The sequence below is a fragment of the Halococcus qingdaonensis genome (genome assembly GCF_024508235.1).
GTDB lineage: Archaea > Halobacteriota > Halobacteria > Halobacteriales > Halococcaceae > Halococcus > Halococcus qingdaonensis.
Map to the genome: position 1 here is coordinate 1,164,615 of NZ_CP101943.1, position 13,706 is coordinate 1,178,320.

Consider the following 13,706-nt stretch of genomic DNA (forward strand, 5'->3'; position numbering starts at 1 on the left):
TTCGGGTCGCCATTGTTCACAGCGTCACGAGAACCGCCACCGCGAGCGAACCGGCCAAGAGAACGGCGCTCCAGAACGCGACTCGGGAGGCGAACGACCGACTCGGCCCGGCGGCGGTCAGCGCGGCCTTGACGACGATGCTCGACGCGGTGGCGAGCAGGACGGCGATGACGGCCGTCTCGCCGGCCAGGCTCCCGGTGCGATAGAGCGAGACGGTCGATGCGGTCGCGCCCGCACTGGAGACGAGCCCCGATAGCACGGCGGTCACGTAGAAGCCCACCTCGCCGAACTCCGACTGGGCGATGCCGCCGGCCAGAATGATGACGGCGAACATCGCGCCGAAGGCGAGCACGTTGCGTAGCGAGAACGGGCTGTCAAGTTCCATCTCCACCGGTGTATTCCAGTCGGCAGTGATGGCGGCGATGGCGACGCTCCCGACGACGACCACGACGAGCGGGACGAGCGCGCCCACGAGCACGTCCGGGAACGTGAACGCGAGCACGATGGCGAGGTTGCGCAGCGCCATCGCGGCGTCGGCGAGCAGGACGGCCGCTACCGCGTAGGAGGTCGCCGCGGGTCGCTGGCGCACCGAATCGAGCATCGTCCCCACCACCGCCGTCGAGGAGGCCAGCCCGCCGAAAAAGCCCGTGACGGCGATGCCCCGACCGCCATACGTCCGCACGATGGCGTAGTTGACGATGCCGATGGCGGCGACCGCGACCACCATCAGCCAGACGACGCGTGGTTCGAGTTCGACCGCCAGCGGGCCGGAGCCGAGCGTGACGTCGCCGGTCGGGAGCAGCGGGTAGATGACGAACGCGAGGATGGCGAACTCGGTCGTCGAGCGGAGCTCCTCGCGCGAGAGCGCGCCGGCGAACGTGTGGAGTTCGCGTTTGAGCACGAGCAACAGCGAGGAGAGCACGGCGACGGTGATGCTCTCGATGACGAAGCCGGCGGCGGTCAGCGCGCCGACGCCGTAGGCGACCAGCATCGACACCGAAGTGGTGAGCGAGAGGCCGAGATCCTCGTCGCGCAGCCCCTGGATCGCCAGAACGGTTCCTTGAACGATGACGAGCACGCCGCCGACCGCCAGCAGTCCGTCGCGCCCCAGCGTGGTGAAGACGGCCCCAAGCAGGCTAATGAGTGAGAACGTCCGGATGCCCGCGGGCTTGTCAGACCACTCGCGTTCGAGCCCCAAGAACAGCCCGAGCGCGCCCGCGAGCGCGATCCTGATGACGGGGCCGTCGAGCGGGACGGCCAACTGGACGACGGGGCTCACGCTTCGGGGTTCTCCCGCTCACGTATAAACGTCCGTCGTCCTCGCTCGGGCGATCCGCCCGACTATCACCGACCGTTGCCGTCGGTCGCCAACTTTATAATCTGGTAGTATAACTAGATTATCGATGGCGCAGACACAGCTCCAGTCCGCCCGCGAGGGTATCGTCACGCCGGCGATCGAGCGCGTCGCCGAGCGCGAGAACCGCGACCCCGAGTTCGTCCGCGAGCAGGTCGCCGCGGGCGAGGCGGTGATCCCCACGAACCACGCCCACGAAGGGCTCGACCCGATGATCATCGGTCGCGAGTTCGCGACGAAGGTCAACGCCAACATCGGCAACAGCGAGACGACGAGCGACCGGACCGAGGAGCTCCGCAAGCTCCACGCGGCGGTCCACTACGGCGCGGACACCGTGATGGATCTGAGCACCGGCGACGAACTCGACACGATCCGCGAGGCGAACGTCGAGCACTCGCCCGTGCCGATCGGGACGGTCCCGATCTACGAGGCGGTCAAGCGCGCCGAGAGCCCCGAGGAGATCACTCACGAGCTCCTGCTCGACGTGATCGAAAAGCAGGCCGAACAGGGCGTCGACTACATGACAATCCACGCTGGCGTCCTGATGGAACACCTCCCGCTGACCGACGGCCGGGTGACGGGGATCGTCTCGCGTGGCGGCTCGATCCTCGCCCAGTGGATGGAGGAGAACGCGATGCAGAATCCCCTCTACACCGAATTCGAGGCGATCTGCGAGATTTTCGCCGAGCACGACGTCACCGTCAGCCTGGGCGACGGGCTCCGACCCGGAAGCCTCGCGGACGCGAGCGACGAGGCCCAGTTTGCCGAGTTGGACACGCTCGGCGAGCTCACCCGAACCGCGTGGGATCACGGCGTCCAGGTGATGGTCGAGGGACCAGGCCACGTGCCGATGGACCAGATCAAGGGCAACGTCGAGCGCCAGCAAGAGGTCTGTGACGGCGCGCCGTTCTACGTGCTCGGGCCGCTCGTGACCGACATCGCGCCGGGCTACGACCACATCACGAGTGCGATCGGCGCGACCGAGGCCGCCCGCGCGGGCGCGGCGATGCTCTGCTACGTCACACCGAAGGAGCATCTCGGGCTGCCCGATGCAGAGGACGTCCGTGAGGGGCTCGCGGCCTACCGGATCGCGGCCCACGCCGGCGACGTGGCGAACGGGCTGCCCGGCGCGCGCGACTGGGACGACGCGCTCTCGCAGGCCAGATACGATTTCGACTGGCGCGAGCAGTTCGACCTCGCGCTCGATCCCGACCGCGCCCGGGACTCGCACGACCAGACCCTGCCGGGTGACAACTACAAGGAAGCGCGCTTCTGCTCGATGTGCGGCGTCGAATTCTGCTCGATGCGGATCGATCAGGACGCCCGCGACGCCGACGGCGAGATGGACGCGCTCGATACGGGCGTCGATCTCGATGCCTCGCCCGCAGCGGCGGTCAATCTTCCTCCAGTTGGTACCCACGACACGAGCGCCATCCCCGAACTCCCCGAGATCGACGGGGCGGTCCACGGCGAGGGCGAACCCGCCGACGACTGACCTCTCTTTTCGCTCCATTCTCGCGGTGTGTGGGCTGTCCGTTTGCGGTGGGATCGAGCAGTTCGACGGGGTATAAGTCGCTGCCGGGCGCACGGTCGGTATGACGATCTACACGGGTCGTGGCGACGAAGGTCAGACCGATCTCCGGACGATGGATCGGGTCTCGAAGGCGAACTCCCGGATCGAAGCCTACGGTACTGTGGATGAAGTGAACGCCACGGTGGGGCGGGTCCGCCCGACGGGTCACGAGGACGTCGACGAGCAGCTCCGCGCGATCCAGAACCACCTCCACGTCGTGCAGGCCGACCTCGCCAACCCCGAGCCCGACGCGGACGACCCGCGGATGACCCACGAGCGCGTCGAGCAGCTGGAGGAGTGGATGGACGCCCACGACGAGGAGCTCGACCCCCTCCAGTCGTTCATCCTTCCGGGGGGTGGCGACAGCGGTGCGCGCCTCCATCACGCCAGAGCTGTCTGTCGGCGGGCCGAACGTCGCGCGGTCGCGCTCGCGAGTGAGGAGGCAATCAACGAGCAGACCGTGACCTACCTGAATCGGCTCTCCGATGCGCTGTTCACCCTCGCGCGCGTGGTGAACCAGCGCGATGGGGTGAGCGAGGAAGCGCCCGACTACTGAAGGCAACGTTTATCTTTCGCGGTCGGAAATCGTGGGCACGGGGTCGGTGATCTAGGCCGGTTATGATACCTCCTTCACACGGAGGAAGTCGGCGGTTCAAATCCGCCCCGACCCACTTTTGCGCCGCAACGCCGTGAGCGAAGTGAACGGCCAGCGTCGCAAAAGTTGTTACGAAGGATTTGAGTCCAGAGAACGAGCGTAGCGAAGTCCTCGTGGTTCAAATCTACCCTGCTCCACACACTTTTTGCTGTGCTCGGCCACGAAGCGATCTAGTTAGCAAAACCAAGATGGTCATTTGCAGCCGATCCCGTCTTTGCTATTCACTCTCAAATCCGTTCCGAACGAATTCTTCTGTATCGTTGAGTAGCCGTTCTACACTCTCCGAATTCGGTTCATCGCCAGGATGGGCACAGTCACCGCGTACACCACCCAGATGTTTCAGACGCTTCATCGGCGAGTTTCGGATCTCATCAGCCTCATATAGGGATTGAGCTAGCCTATCAATACTGTGAGTAGCGTCATACTCGATTTCTTTGTCGGATGTTTCACACATCGTGAGAAGATGTCGTTCAAGTGCCACACCAGCAATCACACCGCTTTCCCTAACTAAACCGTTTTCAAATAATTGCTTTGCACGTAGTAGTTCGTCTGCTTCTACATCAGCAGATATCTCTTTTCGGGCGTTGAACTGTTCAGCAGCGACTCGGTTTGGCGCTGCCTTTGCGATACTTCTCTGTCCATCCAGTATGCTGATGATTTCAACCGCTCTCTCCATTGGGTCTGCTGGAGCAGATTTCGTAATTCCTGAGTTGAGGTTGAGATATTTTATTATTTTTGAGTGTGTATCCTCGAATTCCTCGTATCTTCGAGGAAGATATTCGTACACTAATGGTTCTACGGAGTTGTACCATTGTTCGTATTTCTCACGTGCCCTCCTCTGTGCAGGGTTGATCTCTGTTCGTGGTGCCCATTCGTATGTAGATAATGCATCACTGTCCGCTTCCTTTGAAAACGGATTCTCCTGTGTCTCAAGATCCGAAAAGAATGCTTCGACATCATCTTCAATTCCAGCAAGCGTTTTCTCTACCTCACAGAGATACTCCTCCATTTCTTCTTGAAGCCCCATTACGATTTGTTACGCGACTATGGTTTATAAACGTCATTTTTCCAGCGGCAAATAGATTTAAATCTCTCACAGCGGCGTCTCGTCCACTTCCTTGTCGGATTCGTACGGATCGACCACGCCACGATTCTGCTCTTCGTGCCACGACTCCCAGCTGTCGCGCCACTCGCTGGTCGCATCGAGACTCTCGGCCCCGTGGTTCGTGTGGCGCTCCCGAATCCGGGTCAGTACGGGCGTGTTCATCGCGTCGCCGGCGATGACGGCCTGGCCGGGCGTCAGCCCCGGGAGCTCGTCAAGCACGTCCTCGCCGGCGCTCTCGACCGATTGGCGGATCGCCTGCTGGTCGTTCGGGTTCTGAATCTGCATGATGATCTGCGTGCCACACTGCGAGAGTACGTCGGCGTCGAGCTTCGAGGGCCGCTGGGAGATGATACCCACGCCGAAGCCGAACTTCCGACCCTCCGAGAGGATCGTCCGAAGGATCGGCAGCGAGCGCGCGCTGCCGTCCGGCGCGAAGCGATGGCCCTCCTCCAGCAGCGTGAACAGCGGGAAATCGAGGTCGTCACCGTCGCCGCGCATCGCGTCCTTGCGCGCCTCGTAGAGCTTGCGCAGCAGCGCAGCGGCGAGCATCTGCTGGTCGTCCTCCGAGAGCCGGTTCAGCTGGAGGACCGTCACCTGGCCCGGCGCGACGAGATCGGTGAGATCGTTGCGCGCCGCGCTGGCGAACAGATCCCGGTTGAGCGCACGATTGAGCCGCCAGGCGAGCGCGCTGGCGGTCCCGTGATCGCCCTCGTCGAGCGCCTCACACTTGCTGATGATGTCGCGAACGCCGATCTCGTTCGATTCTTTCTGGAGGTCGCGCCACGCCCTGTCGAGCAGTTCCTTCATCCGCTCGCTCGGCTCGTCGAGCAACGCGAGTAGATCGCCGTAGTTCAGGTCGGGGATCGCGACGGTGATCTCGTCGGGCGTGACGACGTTGACTTCGGGTGTGTACGCCCCGTCCTGAAACACCGAGGCGTGCTCGTCCTTTCGCATCCCGTCGAGGGTGTCGTACTCGCCGTGCGGATCGAAGACGCACATTGCGGCCCGCGACTGTGGGCGCAACATCTCCTCGATGACGACACTCGCGGTATAGGATTTGCCACTCCCCGTCGAGGCGAGCACCGCGAGGTGAGTCGCGGCGAACGCGTCGATCGGCATGAAGACGTTCGCGGCCTTCGTCTCGCGGTTGAGCAGCCAGCCGACGTGGGCGGTGGCGCTCTCGCTCTCCCAGTCCGCGCTCGGGAGCACCGCTTCGAGGAACTCGTCGCTCGCAAGCGAGACTCTGGAGCCGGGATCGGGCAACGAGCGCGGGTTGGCAAAGGTCTCCATCTCCGTGTCGAAGTAGCCGACCACGCGCGCGCTCACACGATCGATCTCGATGTCGCCGCTCGGCACGCCGAGCGCGTCGGCGACGGCCTCCGACTCCACACCCGGATCGGCGAGGAACTCGCCGGGAAGTCCACGCTCCTGTTCGGCGTTCGTCACTCGGGCGAGCACGTCACAGGAGTCGCCCTCGACAGTCGTCTCGTAGACGACGAACTCCCCCGTCCGGACGTCGACGGCATCCGGCGCGACGAACACGAACTCGTCGGCGCGCTCGCCGGGTTCGGCCACCGTGCCGACCACCGTCTCGGAGGCGGCGTCCATCTCGCGGCCAGTAGGCGGCTCGGGCACGTCGTTCATCGCACCACCCCGCGATCCGTGCTGGCCTCCCAGCGGACCTTCCGTTCGATCACGTCGAGCATCGCTTCCCGATCGGTCTCCGCGCGCAGTCGCTCGATCAACGAGAGCGTCACCTCCGCCCCGAACCGCTCGGCGGCAGTGATGAGCCGATCGTAGTAGCGCAGCGCGAGCTGGCCGTCCGGTCGGTGGAATCGCCGGAAGCCAGCGCCCGAGAGCTTCGACACCGGATCGTCGATGTCGAGCGTCCACCGTGGCAGCTCCTGGGACACCGACGTGAACCCCTGCCCGCTGTCGGCCGGCGCGAGCTCGGCGAACCCGAGCAGCGCGATGCCGAGCAGCGTCTGCTTCTCGTCGACGTAGCCCGGCACGAACAATTCCTGATCCGGCGTCGAGAGCCGCGGCCCGTCGCGCCCCTGATCGGGGTTGACGAGCCGTGACTCGTAGACGACGCCGACGAGCGCGCGCTTCTCGCCGCGCACCGTCGTTTTGACGTACACCGGCTGGCCGAACTCGTAGTCCTGCTTTTCGGGTACGGTCGCCTTGTCGTGATCGCGGTACACCTCGGCGACGTAGTCCATCTGACCGTTCGATTCGACGATGCTCGCGATCGTGAGGTCATCGTCGCCGATGACCGGTTCGTGGGCTGTCATAGCTGTCTGATCTCCATCGGTCTCACTGCTCATCGGCGGCGTCGCTCCTTGCTGAGCGTCTTCGCGTCCCAGTCGATCGGCAGGTCCTCCTCGTCGGCGAACTCCTGGACGAGCGCGAGAAATCGCTCCTTCGCACCGGTGTCTAGGACGGCGTTGGCGTCGGCCTGCTGGAGGATCTCGGGATAGCCGCGTCCGACGCCGGTTTCGGCGCGAACGACGTCGAGAACGTCGTCGACGAGACCCGCACGCTGGATCCACTCCGGAAATTCGAGGTAATCCATCGCGTCGCCGCCCGGGACGTCGAGATACGTGAACAACACTTCCTCGGCGAAACCGTACTCCGTTCCTTCGTAGGTCGTCGCCAGTTCGTCGACGGTCTCGCCCCAGCGGTTGACGAACGCCAGTGACCGATCGCCCCAATTCTCGGTGAACCCGTCGAGAACCCGCGCGTCGGCGATCAGCGGCTCGTCGCCGAGACGTTCGCTGTAGGCCTGCTGAAGCATCTTCGCCAGGTTCGTCCGTTTGGTGCCGGCGGTGTAGCCGACGACCGGTACCTCGTGATGCTCGCTCGCCGCCAACACCCGCGCCATCGTCTCGCGGTAGTACTCGTCGCGCACCGCCGGCGCGTACGTGTTGGCGAACAACGGGACGAGCGGTCCGTCGTAGACGACGACCGGCGTCGGATCGCGGTCGGCGAACCGCCGGATACACTCGACGACCGCACGGCCTTCCGCACGGTACCGCTCGTGACCCGGCACGCGACCGTCGACGTAGCGCATGCCGCCTTCCTCGGCCTGTTCGGTGACCGTCCGTGGGCCGAGCACGTGGCTCGACACGTCGCCGTCGTAGTCGCCGTCGGGATCGTGATGGTTGGCGGTCCACGCGACCTGAACGAGACCGAATGGAACGGTGAACTCCTCCGTCGGACCGATCTCGGAGCCGTCGGCGGCGATCGTCGTCGTCCCCTCCAACGCTTCCTTCGCGAACCGGTTGACGGCCTCGTGGCTCTCCCACGACGCCGACTGCTCGAACTCCACTACTGGTTCTTCGGACTCGTCCCACTCGTCGGTCGGTGCCGCACCGGGCTGGGGATGGGGTCCGATCTCCGCGGCGAGTCGGTCGGCGTCGTAGTCGGCGAGCGCGTCACGGAGCGCGTCGCGATAGCTCGCCACGACGTGTTCGTCGTCACTGGCGTACTCCCGGATTTCCTCGGTGAAGTTCTGGAGCTTGTTCGCCACTTCGCCGGGGTAGAACGGCATCAGTCGCTCACCACCCGTGTCATCTCCCGATCCTCGTCCTTTTCGAGCTCGATCGCGCGCTCGGTCATCGATTCGAAGGTCCGGTCGTGGCTGACGACGAGCAGCTGGTTCAGTCGGTCAAACTCCTCCAGCTGGTCGACGAGGTTTCGTTTCTTGTGCTCGTCGAGGTTCGCGGTCGGCTCGTCGAGAAACGCCATCCCGACCGCAGCGAGCCGTTCGAGGATCGCGAGACGTACCGAAAGCGCGGCGGCCATCTTCTCACCGCCCGAGAGCGTGTCGAACGGCTTGTTCTGCCCGCGCACGCGGACCCGGAGGTTGTACGTCCGATCCCAGACCAGCGTCTCGGTCGGGGCGGCGCGCAGCGCCTGATAGATATCGTTCGCCCGATCGCCGATCTCGCTCGTCGTGAGATCACGGAGGTCTTCGGCACCCTGCTGGAGGCTGTCGCGCGCCCATCGCGCGAACTCCCGATCGCGTTCGAGTTCGGTCATCTCCGCCTCCAGCGCCGCCTTCCGCTCGCGTTTCGCTTCGAGCTCGTCGAGGCGCTCGCGCGCGTCCGCGATATCCGCTTCCCTGTCCTCGCGCTGCTGTTCGCGCTTGGCACGGGTCGTCCTCCGTTCGCTCAGCTCCTCCTCGATCTCGTCGAGTCGCGCCGCGTCGAACGCCTCGTCGAGCTCCGCAACCCGTTCTTCGACCGCCTTCCGCTCGGCGCGCAGCCGCGCCAGCGCCTCGCCCTCCTCGTCGACCACGGCCTGGCGCTCGTCGAGGCTCTCGGCGACGGGTTCGTGCTGAATGTAGGTCCGGTGAGCTTCCTCGGTTGCGGCGATCGTCTCCTTCGTCGTCTCGATCTCACGGTCGAGCCCGTCGAACTCGTCCAGCTCGTCGTCGAGCTCCCGGTAGGCGACGAGTCGCTCACCGAGCTCACTGCGCGCTTCGCGGAGGGTCGCTTCTACCCCGTCGGCGCTCTCGACCGTCGCCTTCGCGGTGTGATATTGCTCGGCTACACCGTCGAGCTCGGCCACTGCCTCGCGTTTGTCCGACAGTTCCTCGAGCCGTTCTTCGAACTCGTCGCGTTCGGTCTCGTACTCGCTCTTTTCGGCCTCCAGGTCGGCGATCCCTCCTTCGATCGAGTCATGCTCACGTTCGAGCTGCGGGATCCGGTCGGTCGCTTCCTTCGCCTCCCGAGCGGTCTCGATGCGCTCCTCGACGACCTCAATCTCTTCTTCGATCGCGGGTAGTCGCTCTTCTGTGAGTTCTTCGATACGCTCGCGGTTGCGCTCCAAGACGCTCTCGCGGTGGTCTGCGGTCACGGGCTGATCGCAGGTCGGACACGAGACCGCCGACTCGCCACCGATCTCGATGGCTTGCAGCTCCTCGTTCTGTTCGCGGAGTTCCTCGTGCTCGGCTTGCAGGGCTTTTCGCTCGGCGAGCAAGTCCTGTCGGTCGTCCTGGCGTGTGGCGAGCGTTTCGGCCTCGTCGCGCTGCGCTTCGGCCTCCTCGATCTCCGCTTCGAGCTCCGTGGCTTCGGCGCGCAGTTCCTCGATCTCGTCGTCGACATCCGCGAGTTCGTCCACGAGTTCGTCGCGGCGCTCGGCATCGTCCTCCAGCTGCGAGACCTCCTCCTGAAGCGCCTCGTAGCGCTCCTTTTCGGGTTCGAGCTCGCGCACCCGTTCGCGCGCTGTCTCAGCCGCATGGAGGTCGTCCTTCGAGCTGGCGACCCGATGTTTGAGCAGGTCGATCTCACTGCCGAGATCGGTGCGCTCGTCGTCGATCCCGTCGCGTTCGTTCCGTCGTTCTTCCAGTTCGTCGAGGCGTTCCTGAGCGCTCTCGTGGCGTTCGTACTCCTCGCGGACCGCCGCGAGCGTCTCGCCGGCCGTTCGGGCCTCGTCACGGTGCTCTTTGGCCGTTTGGAGGCTCTCTTCCTGGGCCGGGATCTTCGTCTTTTCGAGCGTCGTCAGATCCTGCTCGGCATCGTCGAGCTCGTCCTCGATCCCTTCGAGCCGCTCGCGCTCGCTATCGAGCTCCTCGATCGTCCCGGTCAGCGCCTCGATCTCGTCGTCGAGCTTCGCGATGGTCGCCTCGTGCTCCTCGACGCGCTCTTCGACGTCTGGAAGCTCCTCCAGTCTGGCGTCGAGAGCGATGATCTCGTCGCGGTGGTCCTGGATGTCCGCGTCGAACTCCTCGTCGAGCCCGCCGAGGGATTTGTAGGCTTCGCGATAGCGCTCGATGTCGAACAGCGGGTCGAACGTGTCGATGCGCTCGGTCTCGGTCTTCGTGAAATCCGCGAGGAAGTCCGTCTGGGCGACGCCGACGCTTCGCTCCCACACCTCCGAGAGATCGCCGGGATCGTCGACGCCGAGCTGCCCGCAGAGCCAGCCCTTGATCTCGCTCGTTCCGTCGAGCGAGAGGTTGTCGCCGTTCCCGTCGAGCACCTCGTACTTCGACCGGCCGGCCCACCGACGGACCGTGTATTGCGCGTCGCTCGTCCGGTTCGTGAACGTCACGCCGATCACGCCCGAGGATTCGCCCTCGCGCACGAGCCGATCCTGCTTGCTGAACGGATGGCTGTCGAACAGCGCGTAGCCGACGGCCTCCTGGATCGTGCTCTTGCCGGCCCCGTTGTCGCCGAGGATCGCCGTTACGCCCTCGCCGAGATCGACGGTCGTCTTCTCGCCGTAGCTCTTGATATCGTCGAGCGTCACCGACTCGATGACGATGCTCATTCGTCGCCCCGCGCGTCGAGCGTCTGCTGACTCGTTCGTCGGTTAGTCTGTTCGTCGCTCATCGAAGTGGCCTCGTCGTCCGCCTCCCCTGCGCCGTCGGGGAACAGTTCGCGTCGGCGTTCGCCGAGATAATCGGCGACCTCGCTCACGCCCTGCTCGTCCTCGGTGACGAGCCCTTCGAGCTCGTCGAGCGTCCGGGCCACGGCCTCGGTTTCGGCGCTGTAACGCGATTCGCCAGCGATAGTGTCGAACACCCGTTCTTGGAGCACATCGGTGTTGACGGTGCCGTCGGCGTCGAAGGCCTCGTCGCGCTCGATGTCGCCGAGCAGTTCCGCGATCGCCTTGCGCTCGGTGTTGTTCGTCGGCTGGACGTGCAACGCGTCGAGCCGGTCGACGGCGAACGCGCGCAGCGCCTCGACGTCGAAACTCCCGTGATCGAGGAGCAGCGTGCCGACGAATCTGATGTTCACGACCGGCGCACGACGGTCGCCGTTGCCGTCGCGGTGGATATCGCGCTCGCAGGTCCGCTCGACTGCCGCGCGCTCGTCGTCGAGCGCGTCCGCGAACTCACCACGGAGATCCTCGAAGGTGCGATAGCCCGATACGTCGAAGTTCATGGTGTGGTACGGCCGGCGCTTCGAGAGGTGATGTTCGGCGGTTCCCTCCCTCGTATCGAGGAGGTAGTAGCCGTGGCTCTCGTCCCACCGGCCTTCCTGGATATCGAGCGCTTCGAGACTACCCGGATTCCGGCCGACGTCGCCGGTCTCGTACTGTTTGTGGATGTGACCGAGCGCGAGGTAGTCGACGTGCTCCTCGATCGGCGTCAGCCACGCGCGCTTGACGGTCGCGCCGAGATCCGGCACCGCGTCGTCGACGCCGAAGTGAGCGAGCAGCACGGTCGTATCGGCCGGCCCGTCGCGCTCCTCGACCGCCCGGATTCCCTCGGCGATCCTCGGGAGGTCGCTCTCGATGTACGCGCCCCGGTACGGCACGCCGAAACAGCGCACCGTCTCCCCTTCGTCCTCGATATCGACGAACCCACCGCCGCCCCGTCGTGGATCGTCGAGGTCGGTTCTGACGAACACCGGGTCGTCCCCGGGATCGCCCGACAGCAGCGTGATGAGACCGGTGTCGTTGAGATACTGCAGCCACGTCAGCTCCCGGCGAGCACCCATGCTCTGATCGTGGTTGCCGGGCGAGACAATCACCGGTACGTCGACGTCGGCGAGGACGGACTCGGCCTCGCTGAGTGTCTTCGGACTCACGTCCCTGGAGTCGAAGAGATCGCCCGGGAGCAGGATGGCGGTCACGTCGTGCTCGCGAACCTTTCCGAGAAAATGCTCGAAGGCGAGTTTGACGTCCGCCTCGCGCTGCTCGCGACCGTACTGTCTGTGGCCGAGATGGACGTCGGCGACGTGTGCGAGCCGCACGCTCACCACCCCGACGCACGCGGGACTGTGCGATCGATCGAACGATGCGACGTGAAGGGCGGGCGAAGCGACACGATACAGGAACTCGCCACGCGACGACGCATAAATCTGAGCAAAGCGGAGCGAAAGTGGAACTGGCGATCGCCCGACGGGCGTGCATGCCGGCGCGAACGTACGTGGTCGAGACGGCGGGCCGGAACGGTTTTGCCGCGGGCGCGAGAGGGAGGCCGTATGATAGACGAGACGGTCGAGGAGATCCGCGAGATGCAGACCCACAGCTCCTCGGTGGTCGCCGTCAAAGCCGCCCGCGCGCTCGAATCGCTCACCGAGCGCGAGTTCCGGAGCCTCGACGACTATCTCCGTGACGTCGAGCGCAACTCGACGACGCTCCGACAGGCCAACCCCTCCCACGCCTCCCTCCAGAACACCCAGCGCGAGATCGTCGCCGCGCTCGACGATGAGTTCCCGGACATCGAGGCGGCCAAGGCCCGCACGCGGGAGGCGGCCCGGAACGTGATCGAGCGCGTCGAGATGGCCAAACGCCGCGCGGCCGAGTACGGCGCGATGGCGCTCGACGACGGGATGACGGTGCTCACGCACGACTACTCCTCGACGGTGCTCGAAGCGATCGAACTCGCCGGGCGCGAGGGGGCCGATCTCACCGTCTACGTGACCGAGGCGCGACCGCGCTATCTCGGGCGCAAGAGCGCGCGCACGCTCGCGGCGATCGACCGCGTCGAGACACACCTCGTCGTCGACAGCGCCTGCGGCCACTTCCTTCCCGAGTGCGATCGTGTGCTCATGGGGATGGACTGTATCGTCGGCGAGACCCTCTACAACCGCATCGGCAGCCTCCCGATCGCCGCGACCGCCGCCGAGACCGACACGCCGGTGACGGTCGTCGGCTCCGGCGCGAAGATCATCGACGACGGGTTCGTCTTCGAGAACGAGTTCCGATCGAGTAGCGAAGTGATGCGCGAGCCCGCCGAGGGGTTCTGGATCGAGAACCCGGCCTACGACGCGACGCCGCTCTCGCTCGTCGATTCGGTCATCACCGACGAAGGCATGCGCTGACTACGCGTAGACGACTTCTCGGGGGCGGTTCGCGATCGTCGCGCCACAGTCGGGACAGCGGTAGACGACCCGATCTGGGTCGTCCTCGGCGGGTTCGACCCGCCAGTCGCCGTCGATCGGACTTGCGTGACCGCACGTGGGACAGAAGAGCGTGCCCTTTCGCGGTGCGCCGCTGGTTGTGGATTGTCGTGCTGTTCTCATCGGTTTCGGCTACGGGCGCGAGAGCAATAGTATTGGCG

General features: G+C 65.1%; 11 protein-coding genes and 1 tRNA gene. 4 read left to right on the forward strand and 8 right to left on the reverse strand.

Annotation, left to right across the window (positions count from 1 at the left end):
- Positions 1-16 precede the first annotated feature (16 nt).
- Positions 17-1,279, reverse strand: a complete 1,263-nt coding sequence (locus NO363_RS06110) for an MgtC/SapB family protein (protein ID WP_256687653.1) — start codon at positions 1,277-1,279, stop codon at positions 17-19.
- A 124-nt stretch (positions 1,280-1,403) separates the two neighbouring features.
- Between NO363_RS06110 and thiC the strand changes: the two genes are divergently transcribed.
- From thiC to NO363_RS06125, 3 genes are all read left to right on the forward strand, one after another.
- Positions 1,404-2,849, forward strand: coding sequence for a phosphomethylpyrimidine synthase ThiC (thiC, locus tag NO363_RS06115; RefSeq protein WP_256687655.1), 1,446 nt, complete (start codon positions 1,404-1,406; stop codon positions 2,847-2,849).
- Between the two features lie 100 nt (positions 2,850-2,949).
- Positions 2,950-3,483, forward strand: a complete 534-nt coding sequence (locus NO363_RS06120) for a cob(I)yrinic acid a,c-diamide adenosyltransferase (RefSeq protein WP_256687657.1) — start codon at positions 2,950-2,952, stop codon at positions 3,481-3,483.
- Positions 3,484-3,523: 40 nt separating this feature from the next.
- Positions 3,524-3,598, forward strand: a tRNA-Val gene (locus NO363_RS06125).
- Between the two features lie 201 nt (positions 3,599-3,799).
- On the opposite strand, the gene NO363_RS06130 is transcribed toward NO363_RS06125, so the two are convergent.
- The 6 genes from NO363_RS06130 to NO363_RS06155 all read right to left on the reverse strand — a co-directional run bounded on the left by NO363_RS06130 (position 3,800) and on the right by NO363_RS06155 (position 12,399).
- Positions 3,800-4,609 carry a hypothetical protein gene (locus NO363_RS06130; protein ID WP_256687659.1) on the reverse strand — a complete coding sequence of 270 codons (810 nt, stop codon included), beginning with the start codon at positions 4,607-4,609 and terminating at the stop codon, positions 3,800-3,802.
- 66 nt (positions 4,610-4,675) lie between these two features.
- Positions 4,676-6,331 (reverse strand): ATP-binding protein, encoded by a 1,656-nt coding sequence (locus NO363_RS06135; protein ID WP_256687661.1) that lies wholly within the window; start codon positions 6,329-6,331, stop codon positions 4,676-4,678.
- Positions 6,328-6,981, reverse strand: coding sequence for a DUF8166 family protein (locus NO363_RS06140; protein ID WP_256687663.1), 654 nt, complete (start codon positions 6,979-6,981; stop codon positions 6,328-6,330). Before NO363_RS06140 ends, NO363_RS06135 begins: the two co-directional genes overlap by 4 nt.
- 29 nt (positions 6,982-7,010) lie before the next feature.
- Positions 7,011-8,240, reverse strand: coding sequence for a DNA double-strand break repair nuclease NurA (locus NO363_RS06145; protein WP_256687665.1), 1,230 nt, complete (start codon positions 8,238-8,240; stop codon positions 7,011-7,013).
- Positions 8,240-10,963: an AAA family ATPase gene (locus tag NO363_RS06150; RefSeq protein WP_256687666.1), complete on the reverse strand. Its 2,724-nt coding sequence runs from the start codon at positions 10,961-10,963 to the stop codon at positions 8,240-8,242. The genes NO363_RS06145 and NO363_RS06150 overlap by 1 nt, the downstream gene beginning before the upstream one ends.
- Positions 10,960-12,399, reverse strand: coding sequence for a metallophosphoesterase family protein (locus NO363_RS06155; protein WP_256687669.1), 1,440 nt, complete (start codon positions 12,397-12,399; stop codon positions 10,960-10,962). The genes NO363_RS06150 and NO363_RS06155 overlap by 4 nt, the downstream gene beginning before the upstream one ends.
- Positions 12,400-12,624: 225 nt before the next feature.
- On the opposite strand from NO363_RS06155, the gene NO363_RS06160 reads away from it, so the two are divergent.
- The gene (locus NO363_RS06160; protein ID WP_256687671.1) at positions 12,625-13,467 is read left to right on the forward strand and encodes an eIF2B alpha/beta/delta subunit family protein; all 843 of its coding nucleotides are present in this window, start codon (positions 12,625-12,627) and stop codon (positions 13,465-13,467) included.
- Here the strand turns inward: NO363_RS06160 and NO363_RS06165 are convergent, their stop codons facing one another.
- A complete protein-coding gene (locus tag NO363_RS06165) occupies positions 13,468-13,668 on the reverse strand; it encodes a DUF8106 domain-containing protein (protein WP_256687673.1) in 201 nt (66 codons plus the stop codon). It abuts the gene before it with no gap.
- Positions 13,669-13,706 lie beyond the last annotated feature (38 nt).

Excerpts from the sequence above, each read along its gene's own strand:
- NO363_RS06150 (WP_256687666.1), bottom strand. The coding sequence starts at position 10,963 with ATGAGCATCGTCATCGAGTCGGTGACGCTCGACGATATCAAGAGCTAC.
- NO363_RS06165 (WP_256687673.1), bottom strand. The coding sequence starts at position 13,668 with ATGAGAACAGCACGACAATCCACAACCAGCGGCGCACCGCGAAAGGGC.
- NO363_RS06135 (WP_256687661.1), bottom strand. The coding sequence starts at position 6,331 with ATGAACGACGTGCCCGAGCCGCCTACTGGCCGCGAGATGGACGCCGCC.
- thiC (WP_256687655.1), top strand. The coding sequence starts at position 1,404 with ATGGCGCAGACACAGCTCCAGTCCGCCCGCGAGGGTATCGTCACGCCG.
- NO363_RS06130 (WP_256687659.1), bottom strand. The coding sequence starts at position 4,609 with ATGGGGCTTCAAGAAGAAATGGAGGAGTATCTCTGTGAGGTAGAGAAA.
- NO363_RS06160 (WP_256687671.1), top strand. The coding sequence starts at position 12,625 with ATGATAGACGAGACGGTCGAGGAGATCCGCGAGATGCAGACCCACAGC.
- NO363_RS06140 (WP_256687663.1), bottom strand. The coding sequence starts at position 6,981 with ATGACAGCCCACGAACCGGTCATCGGCGACGATGACCTCACGATCGCG.
- NO363_RS06145 (WP_256687665.1), bottom strand. The coding sequence starts at position 8,240 with ATGCCGTTCTACCCCGGCGAAGTGGCGAACAAGCTCCAGAACTTCACC.
- NO363_RS06120 (WP_256687657.1), top strand. The coding sequence starts at position 2,950 with ATGACGATCTACACGGGTCGTGGCGACGAAGGTCAGACCGATCTCCGG.